Source organism: Pseudoalteromonas sp. S1650 (genome assembly GCF_005887195.1).
GTDB lineage: Bacteria > Pseudomonadota > Gammaproteobacteria > Enterobacterales > Alteromonadaceae > Pseudoalteromonas > Pseudoalteromonas simplex.
In genome coordinates, this window is record NZ_PNDF01000020.1 from 33391 (window position 1) to 49310 (window position 15920).

16 protein-coding genes and 1 pseudogene are annotated in these 15920 nt (G+C 40.6%); 12 read left to right on the forward strand and 5 right to left on the reverse strand.

Annotated features, from left to right (window positions below; genetic code table 11):
- Positions 1–19: 19 nt before the first annotated feature.
- On the reverse strand, positions 20–1171 hold the full coding sequence (gene argE, locus CWB80_RS06420; RefSeq protein ID WP_138599665.1) for an acetylornithine deacetylase: 1152 nt from the start codon (positions 1169–1171) through the stop codon (positions 20–22).
- A gap of 221 nt (positions 1172–1392) precedes the next feature.
- On the opposite strand from argE, the gene argC reads away from it, so the two are divergent.
- The 8 genes and pseudogenes from argC (at position 1393) to CWB80_RS06465 (ending at position 9267) form a co-directional block, all read left to right on the forward strand.
- A complete protein-coding gene (gene argC / locus CWB80_RS06425; RefSeq protein WP_138599666.1) occupies positions 1393–2403 on the forward strand; it encodes an N-acetyl-gamma-glutamyl-phosphate reductase in 1011 nt (336 codons plus the stop codon).
- Positions 2403–3161 (forward strand): acetylglutamate kinase, encoded by a 759-nt coding sequence (gene argB, locus CWB80_RS06430; RefSeq protein ID WP_138599667.1) that lies wholly within the window; start codon positions 2403–2405, stop codon positions 3159–3161. The genes argC and argB overlap by 1 nt, the downstream gene beginning before the upstream one ends.
- Positions 3162–3168: 7 nt before the next feature.
- Positions 3169–4089, forward strand: a complete 921-nt coding sequence (locus CWB80_RS06435) for an ornithine carbamoyltransferase (protein ID WP_054551090.1) — start codon at positions 3169–3171, stop codon at positions 4087–4089.
- 9 nt (positions 4090–4098) lie between these two features.
- Positions 4099–5301, forward strand: coding sequence for an argininosuccinate synthase (locus CWB80_RS06440; protein WP_138599668.1), 1203 nt, complete (start codon positions 4099–4101; stop codon positions 5299–5301).
- A gap of 52 nt (positions 5302–5353) precedes the next feature.
- A pseudogene (argH, locus tag CWB80_RS06445) lies at positions 5354–7217 on the forward strand (argininosuccinate lyase).
- A gap of 252 nt (positions 7218–7469) precedes the next feature.
- On the forward strand, positions 7470–7676 hold the full coding sequence (locus CWB80_RS06450; RefSeq protein ID WP_138599669.1) for a hypothetical protein: 207 nt from the start codon (positions 7470–7472) through the stop codon (positions 7674–7676).
- Between the two features lie 18 nt (positions 7677–7694).
- On the forward strand, positions 7695–8225 hold the full coding sequence (locus tag CWB80_RS06455; RefSeq protein WP_138599670.1) for a hypothetical protein: 531 nt from the start codon (positions 7695–7697) through the stop codon (positions 8223–8225).
- A 508-nt stretch (positions 8226–8733) separates the two neighbouring features.
- A complete protein-coding gene (locus CWB80_RS06465; RefSeq protein ID WP_138599672.1) occupies positions 8734–9267 on the forward strand; it encodes a hypothetical protein in 534 nt (177 codons plus the stop codon).
- Between the two features lie 10 nt (positions 9268–9277).
- Here the strand turns inward: CWB80_RS06465 and CWB80_RS06470 are convergent, their stop codons facing one another.
- Together CWB80_RS06470 and coaD are read right to left on the reverse strand one after the other, a co-directional pair.
- Positions 9278–10654, reverse strand: coding sequence for a capsule assembly Wzi family protein (locus CWB80_RS06470; RefSeq protein ID WP_138599673.1), 1377 nt, complete (start codon positions 10652–10654; stop codon positions 9278–9280).
- Positions 10651–11133, reverse strand: coding sequence for a pantetheine-phosphate adenylyltransferase (gene coaD / locus CWB80_RS06475; protein ID WP_054551099.1), 483 nt, complete (start codon positions 11131–11133; stop codon positions 10651–10653). Before coaD ends, CWB80_RS06470 begins: the two co-directional genes overlap by 4 nt.
- 217 nt (positions 11134–11350) lie before the next feature.
- On the opposite strand from coaD, the gene CWB80_RS06480 reads away from it, so the two are divergent.
- Both CWB80_RS06480 and thiI read left to right on the forward strand, forming a co-directional pair.
- On the forward strand, positions 11351–12004 hold the full coding sequence (locus tag CWB80_RS06480) for a TetR/AcrR family transcriptional regulator (protein ID WP_054560933.1): 654 nt from the start codon (positions 11351–11353) through the stop codon (positions 12002–12004).
- Between the two features lie 108 nt (positions 12005–12112).
- The gene (gene thiI / locus CWB80_RS06485) at positions 12113–13570 is read left to right on the forward strand and encodes a tRNA uracil 4-sulfurtransferase ThiI (protein WP_054551101.1); all 1458 of its coding nucleotides are present in this window, start codon (positions 12113–12115) and stop codon (positions 13568–13570) included.
- A gap of 76 nt (positions 13571–13646) precedes the next feature.
- On the opposite strand, the gene CWB80_RS06490 is transcribed toward thiI, so the two are convergent.
- Positions 13647–14540 (reverse strand): ketopantoate reductase family protein, encoded by an 894-nt coding sequence (locus tag CWB80_RS06490; RefSeq protein ID WP_138599674.1) that lies wholly within the window; start codon positions 14538–14540, stop codon positions 13647–13649.
- The gene (locus CWB80_RS06495) at positions 14533–14883 is read right to left on the reverse strand and encodes a VanZ family protein (protein ID WP_054551103.1); all 351 of its coding nucleotides are present in this window, start codon (positions 14881–14883) and stop codon (positions 14533–14535) included. Before CWB80_RS06495 ends, CWB80_RS06490 begins: the two co-directional genes overlap by 8 nt.
- Before the next feature lie 157 nt (positions 14884–15040).
- On the opposite strand from CWB80_RS06495, the gene CWB80_RS06500 reads away from it, so the two are divergent.
- Together CWB80_RS06500 and CWB80_RS06505 are read left to right on the forward strand one after the other, a co-directional pair.
- Complete coding sequence (locus tag CWB80_RS06500) at positions 15041–15523, forward strand: YajQ family cyclic di-GMP-binding protein (protein ID WP_054551104.1); 483 nt, start codon at positions 15041–15043, stop codon at positions 15521–15523.
- A 127-nt stretch (positions 15524–15650) separates the two neighbouring features.
- On the forward strand, positions 15651–15890 hold the full coding sequence (locus tag CWB80_RS06505) for a hypothetical protein (RefSeq protein ID WP_138599675.1): 240 nt from the start codon (positions 15651–15653) through the stop codon (positions 15888–15890).
- Positions 15891–15920 lie beyond the last annotated feature (30 nt).

Below are 15920 nucleotides of genomic sequence, written 5' to 3' on the forward strand. Positions count from 1 at the left end.
AAAGGGAGCGTGATGCTCCTTATTCACTAAAGCAGCTTGCTTTAATCATGTCACTGATAATCGCTTGCGAAGGTTTAATTTTTTCCATCGCCAAAAACTCATCTGGCTGGTGGGCTTGGTTAATTGAGCCCGGTCCCATGACAATGGTTTCGCAGCCAAGCTGTTGAATGAAAGGGGCTTCTGTACAATAGTTTACAGCGACAGCAGGTTGACCCGAGACTTTTTCGGCCAGCTTTACTAATGCTGTATCCGTGCTGCCGCTAAACGCAGGGATAGGTTCATGCATGTCGATAACACTTACAGCATTTGGGTATTGGGCATTAATCTCTTCTGCGGCTGTTAGCAAAATCGCTTGTAGTTCTTGCACACTTAAACCAGGTAAAGGCCGCATATCAATGTGCATTTCACAACAACCACAAATGCGGTTGGCATTATCGCCACCATGAATATGACCAAGGTTCAAAGTAGGGTACGGAATTTCAAAGTGCTCAACTGAATATTTATTCTTTAATTCTTCTTTGATGATTAACAATTTTGTAATCATTTTATGCATGACTTCGATGGCGTTTAAACCACGTTCAGGATCGGAACTATGGCCTGAGCGACCAATTACTCTAATGGCTGTACTCATATGGCCTTTATGAGTAAATACCGGTGTCATATCAGTTGGCTCACCAATGATGCAGCGCGCTGGTTTTAAGTCTGGGTGGCGGCAAATTTGTTGTGCCCCCGCCATTGTGGTTTCTTCATCGGCTGTGGCTAGGATTAAAAGTGGCTCTGTTTGCTTAGTTTCATCAAGCTCGCTGATAGCCTGTAGTACAAAGGCAAAAAAGCCTTTCATATCAATACTACCTAAGCCATAAAGTTTATTGTCATGCTCGCTGAGTTTAAATGGATCGTAGTTCCAGCGGCTATCATCAAATGGCACAGTATCAGTATGACCTGCAAGCATTAAACCGCCATCTCCTTTACCGCGTTTCGCTAATAAGTTGTAACGGCCTTTGCCGTTTTCAAGCTCTGTGATTTCACATGTAAAACCCAGGCTTTCGCACCAGTCTGCGAGCAAGGTAATTACTCCTTTATTGCTCATGCATAAAGAATCTTCAATCGCACTAATTGAAGGGGCAGCAATTAGCTGCTGATACATAGATATAAAAGAGGGTAGCGACATAAAAAAATCCAAAAATAATTATTCAATCTAATTGCATAACAATATAAAAGTATTTATGATGAATATCAATTCACTTTTTGAGCATAAATATTAGTAAAGCTGTACGATGAACACGAAACGACGATAACCTGATTTGATTACTTTAGACAGTGTTTTTATTCGCAATTGAGCGAGTAATTTTAGGCGTATCGATAAACAGATTTAATAGGTAAAAGTAAGCAATGAATGTAGTGATTATTGGCGCAAGTGGTTATAGCGGCGCAGAGCTAGCAAGTTTAGTTGCTAAGCACCCCAAACTGACCCTACAAGCATGTTATGTGTCTGAAGGGAGTTTAGATAAAGGCAAATTATTAAGCGATTTATACCCTGAGCACCTTGGATTGTTAGAGTATCCACTACAACCTCTAACAGCTGAGGCTTTCCAAGATATCGAAAGCAATGCTGACTATGTATGCCTGTGTACTGATCACAAGGTCAGTGTTGATCTTGCTCCCCAATTTTTAGCCATGGGTAAAAAAGTATTCGACTTATCTGGTGGTTTCCGTTTAGCTGGGAATGAGGATTACCTGACTTATTACGGTTTCGCACATGAACACCCTGCGCTTTTAGAGCAAGCAGCGTATGGTTTAGCCGAATGGAATAGCGATGCGATTAGTAAAGCGAGCCTTGTAGCTGTAGCGGGTTGTTACCCAACAGCGGCTCTTAATTCTTTAAAACCACTTAAAGAAGCAGGGCTATTAGCTGATCAAGCCATTATTGTTAATGCGGTGTCAGGTGTTACAGGCGCTGGCAGAAAAGCCAGTGTTAACACGCACTTTTGCGAAGTGTCACTTGCTCCTTATGGCTTGTTTAACCACAGACACACACCTGAGATTGAGCAGCACCTTGGTCACCCTGTGTTATTCACCCCACATTTAGGTAATTTCCCTCGCGGAATCTTAGAAACTATTTATGTGCAATTAAAACCAGGCGTAACAGTAGAGCAAGTGAGCGCGGCGTATCAAGTGTTAGCTAACGAGCCGTTAATTCGTTTACTTGGCAATAAAATTCCAAGCATTAAAGGCGTCGCTAAACAACCATTTGTTGATATTGCATGGCAGCAAAAAGGTGAGCAACTCATCGTTATGTCAGCGATTGATAACCTTCTAAAAGGCGCAGCAGGGCAAGCATTACAGTGTATTAATTTAGCCATGGGTGAACCTCACCACACTGGTTTGGTAGGAGCGCTGTAATGAAAACTTGGATCATTAAAGTCGGTGGTGCTGTGTTAAATAGCGCAGATGCCGCAAAAGCGCTTTTTGATGTTTTAGCCTCTGAACAAGATAACTTTGTTATTGTTCATGGTGGTGGTGCCTTGGTTGATGCTTGGCTTAAAGACGCCGGCTTTGTAACTGCAAAACATCAAGGTTTACGTATCAGCCCAAATGAGCAAATGCCATATATTGTTGGTGCTCTTGCCGGTTGTGCCAATAAACAATTGATGAGCCAAGCAATCAGCGCTGGCCACAAACCTGTTGGTTTAAGCCTTTATGAAGCGGGTGTACTGGTATCTGAAAAACTTAAAGTATTGGCGCAAGTAGGTCAGTGCTCAGGTAGTTGTGACAGCGTGCTACCTAGCATGCTTGAACAAGGTCGTTTACCTCTAGTGAGCTCTATTGGTTTTGGGGAAGATGGCCAATGGTACAACGTCAATGCAGATGAAGCTGCAGCGGCTATCGCTAAAGAGCTTAATGCAGAACTTATTTTTATGACAGATGTAGAGGCTGTGCTTGATGCCAATAAGCAGCCACTACATCAACTTAATACGCAGCAAATCGAAACACTTATCCTTGAAGGAGTTATTCAGGGCGGGATGGAGGTCAAAGTAAAGACCAGCCTTCTTGCTGCCCAACATTTACGACGTGGTGTGTATATCTCAAGCTGGCTGAAGCCAGAGAACTTAGTCGCTTTATTAAAAGGCGAGCATGTAGGAACGAAAATTACACCATAGGTATTTCATGTTAAAAAATTTCTTAAATGGTCTTGAATTAGACCAAAAAGGCGCACTTAAATTACTAAACTTAGCGCAAAAAATTAAAGCAAACCCAACAGACTTCAGCCAAGCATTAGCGGGCAAATCAGTGGTTACCTTGTTTGAAAAGCCAAGTTTACGTACTCGTTTATCATTTGATATTGGTATTAATAAACTGGGTGGTCACGCAGTTTATTTAGATTCACAAAATGGTGCCATGGGCGCTCGTGAATCGGTTAAAGATTTTGCTCTTAATATCTCAACTTGGGCTGATGGCATTGTTGCTCGCGTGAATGCGCACAAAACACTGACCACACTTGCTGAATATTCATCGGTGCCTGTTGTTAATAGCCTATGTGATTTATATCACCCATGCCAAGCACTTGCTGACTTTTTAACGCTGCAAGAAGTGCATGGCGATGTTAGCAAACTAAAGCTTGCTTACTTAGGTGAAGGTAACAACGTCACACACTCTCTAATGTTATTAGCAGCCAATTTAGGCACTGATTTTGTTGCAGTTTGTCCTAAAGGCAGTTCGCCAGATTCGCAAATTCTCAAGCAAGCAGAGCAAATTGCAGCAATGAATGGCGCGTCTGTTATGGTGAGTGACAGAATTGAGGCGGCAGTTGGCGCAAATGCAGTCTATGCTGATACCTGGGTTTCAATGGGTGATAAAACACCGCTTGAGCAGGTAAAAGCTAAATATATGCCTTATCAGCTTAACCAAGCCCTATTAGAGAAAACCGGTGCGCAGACTGTACTTCACTGTCAGCCAGCGCATCGTGAGTTTGAAATTACCTCTGAGGTAATGGATGGTCCAGCATCAAAAATTATTCAACAAGCAGAGAATCGTATGCACGCGCAAAACGCTCTACTTGTCACATTATTAAATCCAAATTTTGTTTAAGGAACACCAATGAGTTCAATTAAAAAAGTCGTATTAGCCTATTCTGGTGGTCTTGATACATCGGCAATCGTGCCATGGTTAAAAGAAAACTACGGCTGTGAAGTAATCGCGTTTGTTGCTGATGTAGGCCAAGGCGCAGAGGAGCTTGAAGGCGTTGAAGAAAAAGCCATTGCTTCAGGTGCGTCGGAATGCCATATCGTAGACTTAAAAGACGAAATGGTCAGTGATTATATTTACCCAACTTTAAAAACGGGTTCTATTTACGAAGGCACTTATTTACTAGGTACGTCTATGGCGCGTCCAATCATTGCTAAAGCGCAGGTTGAAATTGCCCGTAAAGTAGGCGCTGATGCGCTTTCACATGGTTGTACTGGTAAAGGTAACGATCAGGTGCGTTTTGAGTCATGTTTCGCAGCCCTTGCACCTGATCTAAAAGTGATTGCACCGTGGCGTGAGTGGGACTTATCAAGCCGTGAATCATTACTTGATTACTTAGCTGAGCGTAATATTCCGTGTTCTGCGTCAGCTACAAAAATTTATAGCCGTGATGCTAATGCTTGGCACATTTCTCACGAAGGTGGTGAGCTTGAAGATCCATGGTGCCAACCAAGTGATCAAGTATGGACGTGGACTAACTCGCCTGAGCAAGCACCTAATGAAGCAGAATATGTAACATTAAACGTTGTTGAAGGTGAAGTGGTTGCTGTTAACGGTGAGTCATTAAAACCATATGACTGCTTAGTTAAATTAAATGACATTGCTGCGCCGCATGGTGTGGGTCGTGTTGATATCGTAGAAAACCGTTTAGTGGGTATGAAGTCGCGTGGCTGTTATGAAACACCAGGAGGCACTGTGATCATGGCTGCTCTTCAAGCGATTGACGAGTTAGTGCTAGATAAATCAAGCCGTAAATGGAAAGAAGTGCTTGGTGGTGAGTTCTCTCATTTAGTCTATGATGGTCGTTGGTTTACACCATTAAAAGACTCGATTCTTGCAGGTGCTGAATCACTGTCTGAGTTAGCAACGGGTGAAGTAGTGCTTAAGCTTTATAAAGGCCAAGTCACTGCGGTACAGAAAAAATCACCGAATAGCTTATACAGCGAAGATTTCGCAACCTTCGGCGAAGATGATGTATATGACCAATCTCATGCAGAAGGCTTCATTCGTTTATTCTCGCTTTCAAGCAGAATCTCAGCACTAACGAAAAAGTAATTTAATTATTGCCCTGCATTGCAGGGCAATAGCCGAATTTGGAGACAGTTCAATGGCACTATGGGGCGGACGTTTTTCTACGGGTCCAGATGAAGCGTTTAAACAATTCAACGATTCACTTCCTTTTGATTATCAACTTGCAGAGCAAGACATTATTGGTTCAGTTGCATGGGCTGGAGCGTTAAAACAAGTAAACGTTTTAAATCAGCAAGAATACGATGACTTAGTTGCGGCACTTAATAAGCTGTTAGATGAGGTTAAAGCGAACCCACAAGCAGTGGCTGTAGCAGGGCATGAAGATATTCATTCTTATGTTGAATCAGCACTGATTGATAAAGTGGGTGACCTTGCTAAAAAGTTACACACTGGTCGTAGCCGTAATGACCAAGTAGCAACAGATTTCCGTTTATGGTGTCGTGATACAGCTGAGCATATTCTTGAAGCAATCGCAGAGCTGAAAGGTGAGTTTATTGCCTTAGCTGAGCGTGAGCTTGGCACTATTTTACCGGGTTACACACACTTACAGCGTGCACAACCTGTGTTATTTAGTCATTGGTGTATGGCTTATGTTGAAATGCTTGAGCGTGATGAGAGCCGTTTAAGCGATGCCAAAAACCGTATGAACTATTGCCCACTTGGTAGCGGTGCATTAGCCGGTACTGCGTACCCAATTGATAGGCAAATGCTTGCCGAAGGGTTAGGCTTTACCGGTGCCACACGCAATAGCCTTGATGCTGTATCAGATCGTGATTTTGTGGTTGAGCTATTAAGCTGTGCATCGATTTCGATGATCCACTTATCGCGCATGGCTGAAGATTTAATTTTCTATAACTCGGGTGAAGCGGGCTTTATTGAGCTTTCTGATGGGGTAACATCAGGCTCTTCACTAATGCCGCAAAAGAAAAACCCAGACGCACTAGAGTTAATTCGTGGTAAAACGGGCCGCGTTTTTGGCGCATTCAGTGCCATGATGATGACATTAAAAGCCCTGCCGCTTGCTTACAATAAAGATATGCAAGAGGACAAAGAGGGCTTATTTGATGCGATGCCAACTTGGCTGGCATGTATTCATATGGCGCAAGCGTGTATCAAAGGCATTAAAGTTAATGCAGATAAAACATTAGCAGCTGCAAAAGGTGGTCACTCAAATGCGACTGAACTTGCTGATTATTTAGTGGCTAAAGGTATTCCATTTAGGGAAGGTCATCACATTGTTGGTACGCTCGTGCAAATGGCTATTGCACAAGGGAATAACTTAGAAGATTTAAGTTTAGAGCAATTTAAGTCAGTGCATAGCATTTTCGAATCAGATGTATATCCTGTATTAGAAATAGACGCCTGTATTAAAGCAAGACAAGCGCAGGGTGGTACCTCTCTCGAGCAAGTAACAAGTGCCATCAAATACGCAAAAAAAACAGCAAATAGCGGTACGTGACGCAACCTTAAATGATGTTGAGTCTATTGCTAAGCTAATTCAGCATTGGGCTACGGTAGGTGAAAACCTACCACGAGCTAAAAGCGACATGATTCACTCAATTAATGAGTTTGCTGTCACTGAAGTTGAAAACCAAGTTGCAGGCTGTGCCTCGCTTTATATTTACGATACCGGCCTTGCTGAAATTCGCTCGCTCGGGGTGGACCCCGAATCACGAATTGCCGGGCAGGGACGTCAACTTGTTGAACATTTGCTAAAAAAAGCCAAAAGCTTGGCGCTTAGTCGGGTAATTGTTCTGACAAGAGTGCCAGAATTTTTTGCAAGCCAAGGTTTCAGCTTTTGTAGCAAAGACAGTTTGCCAGAAAAAGTGATCAAAGATTGTGAGCTTTGCCTTCGTAAAGATAATTGCGATGAAGTGGCAATGGAATATATTTTAAAGCCAAGTAATAGCGCGGTGATCCCGTGTAAACACGTGGCTTAATTTTCCCTGGATAGGAAAAACGCACGGTTACCCCTGTGCGTTTTTTTATGTCTGAAATTTAGATTTACTGACTTTTATGATCAAAATGATCAACTTTTGTAAAAGTTGGATCGTTAATTGCTTTTATTATCAATGCGGTGGCAACGTCGCGATGAAGTATAAAAAAGCGTCAAAAAAATGAGAGCGCTTAACTCAGCTTACAAGCTATTGTAAGCTACACTGAAAAAACAATTAACTTAAAGGAATTAACTTATGCAAGTTTCAAACAATAGCCAATTGCAAATGCAAGCTTACAGCCAAATGCAACAAACAAAGCCTGCTTTGGAACAAACTACTAGTAATAAAACCCTGCAATCTGATACAGTAACTTTATCAAGTGAAGCGCTGGCTTTATCTGGTGGTGCTGAGATCCAACGCGGTGGTATCATTGTATTAGATCCGGATAAACGCCCAAATTAATTACACTATGAGTAAAAGATGTATTTAACAGAACATTTTGGTTTATCTCTTCCTGCAATGGTTGTATGGGGATTAATGATGGCATTTTTCTTTAATGCCTTTCTCTGGATTGCAAATGCTAAAAGAAATAATGTTCTGTTAATGCTATCGCTCGTGGTTTTTGCATCTTACTTTACAAGTGATCATTTATTCTCTTGGTTCGATAATTCAAGTGTTTACCTAAGTTGGGCTATCTATGATGTAATTACCTTAGCTGTAATTTTTAGTTGTACCTACTTCATTAAGGGTGTTAAGTCACCAGCATTTACCTATGTAATTTTTGTACTTTGCTCAAATACAATTCTTCAATTATTGATGTATTATGATTTACATATTACTGGTAATGTTAACCCTTGGTTTCTATGGGATTTTTACTCTTTCACTGTCTACTTACTCGATTTTACTATGATCATCGCACTCATAGTTGATAGAGATATCTTGGGTCTAAATACCTTAAAGAATCGTTTTTTACGTACAAGTAAGTCAAAACACCTTCAAAAGCAGTTATAGAATTTAAAGATGTATATAGATGCTTTTTTGGGGGACTTATTAGGGGCCTTCATCGAGTGGGGCTTCTTGATGGCCTTTTTATTTAACTTAGCGGTTAATATTAATAAAACAGATAGTAGAGTTCTTGTTTTATCTTTTATTATGATGATTTCATACTTCATCAGTGGCTTCGTTAAGCTCTCTATTTATAGTTATCTGAACTGGTTTTACTTTGACTTACTAACTATAGCAGTGGTCTTATATTGGATGTACTGTGCCAAGGTAGCAAACTTTTTCGGAACAACATACATCCTTTTAGGACTTATTCTCAACTCAATTCTAATGTTATCGATATACATAGATATTTTTATTTACGAAAACAAGTCAGAGTGGTTTCTTTGGACCTTGTACTCATTTGGCGTAAATACCATTGATGTAATTATGATTCTCGTACTGCTTTTTAATAAGGATTTTCTAAAGCTTCATCATTTAGTAGGGAGAATTTTTTCAAACGAAAAGGTTAAGAGCTTTGGCTGAGTTTCACAAGTATGTAAGTGCTTATCTAGCAACATTTATTATGTGGGGCTTTCTGATGGCTTTCCTATATAACATGGTTAGTAAGTCAATCGTGCCCAATGGTGACAAAACTTTAATGTGGATTTCGCTAACAATGTTTTTGTCTTATTTAGCCTCAGATCCACTAACCTCAGCTACTTTTCAGATTGAGTCGATGAGTTATGCAACTGCCTATGTAGTTTGGACAGTTCTAGATCTAACTTGTATTGGTGCAATACTGCTGATAACTAAGGATAAATCGATCTATAGTTACCCTGCAAAACTCTATGTAATATTAGGTTTATTAATTAACTGTTCTCTTTTTATCAGTATGTATATAGATATTAATATACTTGAGAATACAGAAGAGTGGTGGTTATGGGGCTTTTATACGGTTACAGTCAATATTGTGGATGCAATGATGCTCATCGCCCTTTTCAGTAATAAAGATTTTCTAGGGCTTGTGAAGCTATATAGGCAAGTTCGAGGCCAAGCTGAACCAGCTTGACCTCAATTAGTTAAAAGCGGTATTCCCAACTGGTTCTAAGGGCTGTGTTTGTTTCTGACTCATCGCCTATTTCATCTTTTGAAATAAGCCCCGTCACTTTCCACAGACCATTAAAGACAGATTGTTGATAACCGAGTTCTAACTGCAGCTGACTCATATCCGATGCGAGCTCAGCTTGCGCTGCTTCGCTTTCAATCCAACGAAGCTTAGCATGGCCACCATAACCGTTTAGAGTATGGTAATAGGCGCCTAGGATAGCCGATTTACTTTGTTGTGGTGTTGAGCTGCCAATTAAACGTGAGCGTTGTGTATAGCTACCAGAGCCATATACGCAATCACTAATTTGCTCACAAGTTTGCTCTGTATTGGAGTATTCAAAGTAGCTTTTTAATAGACTTTCTTTCGAGCCAAAATAGCTTTCAACACCTAGCGTATAAAATGGCTCGCTCGGTGCTAAGCCACTTTCATTTCGACCCATTACCTCAGCATAAAATGCCACAGGTTGCGCCGCTAAAGTGGTTGAGTACTTAACTTCTAAGCTAGTTAAACGGTGTGTTGATTCATTGCTTTCGAGTGTAACAGGGTCAATTTCTAGGTTAGTTAAATAATCAGAGCCTGCACTGTTAATTGCTATTTCAAGGCCTGTTAATGGCGTACTTGCAAATCGGAGCGCCCAAAAGTCACCGTCATCTGAGCTATTTAGATATGGCTTTTGTTTGGCGTAAATACCCGTTAACTGCCAGTTACCGATAAATGATAACCAACTTGGGCCTACATATTGTGTATTTGCTCTAGTAAAGCGAACGCCTTTCATTGGCGTCGCATTATTTGATAGTAGTAGGGCGTTATCGTTACTTGGCCCCCACCAATGGCTTACTTGCTCTGCACTAAGTGACCAATTACCCAGGAGTATGGCTAAATAGCTATCTTGGTAAGTAACATGCTGCTTATCAAGGGCGTCATCGGCGTAATTTACACTGACTTTAGCGCTAACACGCTTCCCTGTGATTGAACCATAACTATTTACACCGCTTTCTTGCTGGTGGCGTTTACCAAACCCTTGCTGAGACAGTGGCTCGCTGTTGTAGTTTAGGTGAGTACCTGAACTAGTTTTTTGCTTTGCATTATCAAGAGCATGTTTTACATGCTGATACGCAAATAAGCTTTGCTCATCAAGTTGGCTGGTATTGGCAACGTCTAGGTCCCGTGCGATACCTTGCCACATTAATGGGTAGCTATTAATAGGCTGTTTAATAATGCCCTGGTTAAATAGCATTTCGATTGAAGCGCGAAGCAGTGGGTCGTCGCTTTCTATCCATGGCCCAGCAACACTTGGCGCAGAGATCATTAGTAATGCAGTTAAGCTAATGAACTTTTTTAATTTCATCCGTGAATTTTATCCTGTAAGGCTTTGGCTACAATAGGGTCAACAAACTCGCTCACATCGCCATTGTGGCGTGCAACTTCTTTAACTAGAGTTGATGATATAAACGAATTCTTTTCTGCTGGTGTTAAAAATACACTTTCTAGATCAGGGTTTAGACGACGATTCATATTAGCTAACTGAAATTCATAGTCAAAGTCAGACACAGCACGAATACCGCGAATAAGTACTTCGGCTTTATGGTCGCGAGCTAAATCAGCCAATAAGCCAGAAAAACCAATTACACTCACGTTATCAAGGTGCGCCAAAATCTTATTAGCAAGTTCAACACGCTCATCAAGGGTAAAGCAAGGTTGTTTACTTGGATTATGCGCAATGGCAACAATCACTTTATCGAACATTTTTGCCGCGCGATGAATTAAGTCTGTATGGCCATTTGTAAGTGGGTCGAAAGTGCCCGGATAGATTGCAGTAACGTTCATAACATTCAGCGATTTATAAATTTGCTTGCTATATTAACAGTGTTTTCTCGACTATGCAGCTTAGAAAATACGCGTATCGGATTAGGAACCTTCACCTATATAAGGTACTAAGCCGATTGAGGTTAATATTTTTCAAGGTAGTATTTAATTGTCGCGCATTTGTTTATACTGCTCGGCTGGGGACCGTAATAATCATAAAAAACAGAGTAAATAGGCTATGAGCACAAAGGACAAGATCATACACACCAGCATCGAATTATTTAATCGCCACGGTGAGCGTGCCATAACAACTAATCATATTGCTTCGCATATGGGGATAAGCCCAGGTAACTTGTATTATCACTTTAAAAATAAAGAAGATATTATTCGCCACATATTTGCTTTGTATAGCGACCATTTACATACCCACTTTAAGCCACTGACTCCTGACGATGATGCACTAGAAAACCTAGCGGGCTATCTTGATTCGCTATTTGAACTTATGTGGCGTTTTCAGTTTTTCTACGACAACTTAGGCGATATTTTATCTCGTGATGAAGAGCTGAAAAAAGGCTATATTGCGTTTCAAGCTGAGCTTTTAGAGCAAGTCAAAGATGTGCTGTTTGCATTACGTGAAGGTGGTGTTATTTGCATTGAAGACGAAGATGTTACAGAACTTGCGCATATGCTTAAAATGACCGTGAGCTTTTGGACACCTTACATTAAAGCTCGTCGCTTAAGTGGTGAACTTGCCAGAGCTGATATTTATAACGGTATTTTAAAAGTATTACTGCTATTAAAAGCTCATTGCACCGAGCAACACCTAGAGCAAGTTAACCAATTAAGAGCTAAGTATTTAGCCCTTGCTGAAACAGAGCAAAGCGAACAATAATCCCGCAAAGCAGTTTATTTCCTAGACGCTATAATTTTTGTTATAATCGCGCGCCCTTGAGGTTGCTATACCTTGGGGCGTGTGAAATCCACAGTCTAAGAGTGAACTATGCTTAAATTTATCGTCAAATTACACCCTGAAATCGCGATCAAGAGTAAATCTGTTCGTAAGCGTTTTACCAAGTTATTAGAAAATAACATTAAGATCGTTTTGCGTCGTGTTGACGAAAAAGTTCAGGTAAGAAACAACTGGGACAATATCTCTGTTGTTAGCTTGCTAGACTCTGAGCAAGTTCGCTTAGATATTATCGATGGCTTAAAACGCATTCCAGGTATCGTACAGTTTATTGAAGTAACAGAAACAGACTTCGACTCAATCGACGATATTTACCAAAAAGCACTTGAACTAATCGGCCACACGATTGCGGGCAAAACCTTCTGTGTGCGTTGTAAACGTTCTGGTAAGCATGATTTCACATCGAGCGATGTAGAGCGCTACGTAGGTGGTGGTTTAAACCAGCATGTTGAAGGTGCGCGCGTTAAATTATCTCACCCTGAAGTGACTGTTCGCTTAGAAGTACGTGATGATAAAGCATACATTGTTACTCAAACTCACTTAGGTATGGCGGGCTTCCCGTTGCCAACACAAGAAGATGTATTATCGCTTATGTCGGGCGGTTTTGACTCTGGTGTTGCTAGCTATCAAATGATCCGTAAAGGTGCGCGTACTCACTTCTTGTTCTTTAACTTAGGTGGTGCTGCGCACGAAATCGGTGTTAAGCAGGCGAGTTATTATATCTGGAAACAGTTCAGCTCTACTCACAAAGTGAAGTTTGTTACTGTTGATTTTGAACCTGTTGTTGCTGAGATTTTAGAGAATGTTGAAAACAGCCAAATGGGTGTTGTGCTTAAGCGTATGATGATGCGTGCCGGTAGCCAAGTTGCAGAAAAACTAGGTGTACAAGCGCTAGTGACTGGCGAAAGTATTGGTCAGGTATCAAGCCAAACATTGGCTAATCTAAGTGTGATTGACCGTGTGACGGAAACTTTAATCATTCGCCCGTTAATCCAACACGACAAGCAAGATATTATCAATATTGCGCGTCAAATCGGCACAGCAGAGATGGCAGAAAGCATGCCTGAATACTGTGGCGTAATTTCTAAAAAGCCAACGGTTAAAGCTAAAATCAAAACTATTCTTGCCGAAGAAGCTAAGTTTGACTTCGACGTGCTAAATACAGTTGTTGAAAATGCACGTGTGATGGATATTCGCGATATCGACACCGAAGCAAAAGAAGAGGTGAAAGAAGCTGAGTCTGTATCTGATTTACCTGAAGGGGCGGTTGTTGTTGATATTCGCTCACCTGAAGAAGAAGACGCAAACCCACTAGAACTTGAAGGTATTGAAGTTGTACATTTACCTTTCTTCCGCTTAGCAACTAAATTTGGTGACTTACCAAAAGATAAAGAATATTACTTATATTGTGCTAAAGGTGTGATGAGTCAGCTACAAGCGCTGATCTTGCACGAAGAAGGCTTTAGCAACGTAAAAGTGTATCGTCCGTAAGAGATACTGATAAAAGCGCGAAATGTTCGCGCTTTTTTAATACCTGAAATCATTACGAGAACTTTCCCCTTGTAGCTTAACTTTTTATTTTTATCATGCTGAGCATTGCTTGATTATAGGGGGTTTTTATTCCTAACTTAGCGCCTTGCTCGCACACATAACCACAAATTGCATCAATTTCAGATTCTCGATTATGGCTGATGTCTTGTTGCATAGAAGAAAAGTTTTCAGCGGTGGCTGTCATCACAGAGTAGGCTTGATCCAGCGCCTCGCTGAGTTTTACTTTAACCCCTTGTTTATTGGCAACCAAGCAGGCCTCATTGAGTAAATTAATAATGCGTGTGTTAAATTGCGGTGCACGTAGCTGGCCATTTTTTACGTTATGAATTGCTGTTAACGGGTTAATGGCAATATTCACTAACAGTTTTTGCCATCGCAATGAGTGAATATCATCGCTCACAGAAAAATGCGGCAAGTAACTAAACTGCTGCTCAAGCTCGTTGAGCCTTTCGCTTGCAGTTGCATTACATGCGCCTAGCACACTTTCACCATTACCTGTATGGTTTACGCTATAAGGCGTTGTTTTAAAACCAGCTAAACGCGTTGTTAAAAACGCTAATCCTTGCGTATTCAAAAGCTGGGCATTAAGTTCATCAACATTACCCATGCCATTATGAGAAATAACGATTTGGCATGTTCTACTGAGATAAGGTTTTACTTGCTTAAAGGCCGCTTGAACTTGAAATGCTTTTACTGTTATTAACACCAAATCAAAGGGCGCTGTATGACCAAGCTCTTTGTGATTAATGAGATGGGCTTTGATAGGGTGTGATTTGCCATTACTTGCTTGATAAAAACGTGTGGTCAGGGTCGGCTTACGGGTCAGTAATGTGATGTCATGTTGTGCAGATAAAAAATGGCTAAACAATAAGCCAATCGCACCATCGCCAACAATTAAAACATTAGCCATTACGTTGCTTTCTACCTAAATGAAAACCAAGTTTTATAGCAAAATAGCTGATGGCACCAATAAAGTCAGCGATAAAGTCACCAACCGAGGCTTGACGGTAAGGCAGCATATCTTGCATAAACTCAATGGCCGCACCATATCCGGCTAACAGTAAAATTTGCACCATAAGTGGTAATTTAAAGGCTTTATCCATCACCAAAGCCAGTACAAAGAAAATACCAAAATGCGCCACTTTATCTACGTGTGGGAAGAGGTTACTCACCCCTTTAATTTCTTTGGCAAACAAAATCGTAAAGCCAATAATGCTGGCTAAAAAGATAACTTGGTAAACACGCCTTGTCACAATAAACCCTAAAAATGCCGAAATTGAATGGCCAGTATATCAAACAATTTTTGCATCGCACCTGAACAAGCCGGATAAAAATAGAAAGAATCGACAAATAAGCGTTATAATTGCCAACCATAAATGAATTTAAAAAAGACTATGTTAGGAGAACCCTATGCCTTCATTTGATATTGTTTCTGAAGTAGAAATGAACGAAGCGCAGAATGCAGTAGATAATGCAAAGCGTGAACTAGAGACACGCTTTGATTTTCGTGGTGTTGATGCATCAATCGAACTAAGTGATAAAGTAATCAAGTTAAAAGCAGAAGCACCGCAACAAGTAATGCAACTTTTTGACATTCTTGCTGCGAAAATTTCAAAGCGTGGCTTAGATGTATCTAGCCTTGAGCTTAAAGATGAATCGCGTAGCGGTAAATACGTAATGCGTGACGTTGCTCTTAAGCAAGGTATCGAAAAAGACGTAGCGAAGAAAATCGTTAAGTTAATCAAAGATTCAAAAATTAAAGTACAAGCTGCTATTCAAGGTGAAGAGTTACGTGTAACTGGTAAAAAGCGTGATGATTTACAAGAAGCAATGCAAGTTGTTCGTACTGCTGATTTAGGTCAACCATTCCAGTTCAAAAACTTCCGCGATTAATATATAGCTTTAAGTTTTAAGCTATAAGCCTGCAAGTTTCTGAACTTTACAAGGAGCGTATTTTGAGACGAATATTAGGTTACAGAGAAAAAGATATCTTCTAGCTATTTTCAGCTAGAGGATATTTATGTCAGTAAAAAACAAAGCAATAGATCGTAATAAACACGGTAAAATAAACAGAAAATACACAGGCCCACACAGTACTTATTTTTACCAACAAACACCAAGTTGGTGGGTGAAAATGACGATGACCAAGCCAAGAAGACGTTTAAATAAAGCTCTTTGTAAGATTGTACTTAATGGTGCTGACCCAGAAGGAATTGTTTTCCCGTTAGGAAACTCGAAACCCCATGAGTATTTCTGGTAATCATTGTTTTATAAAAGCCAATCAGCCATG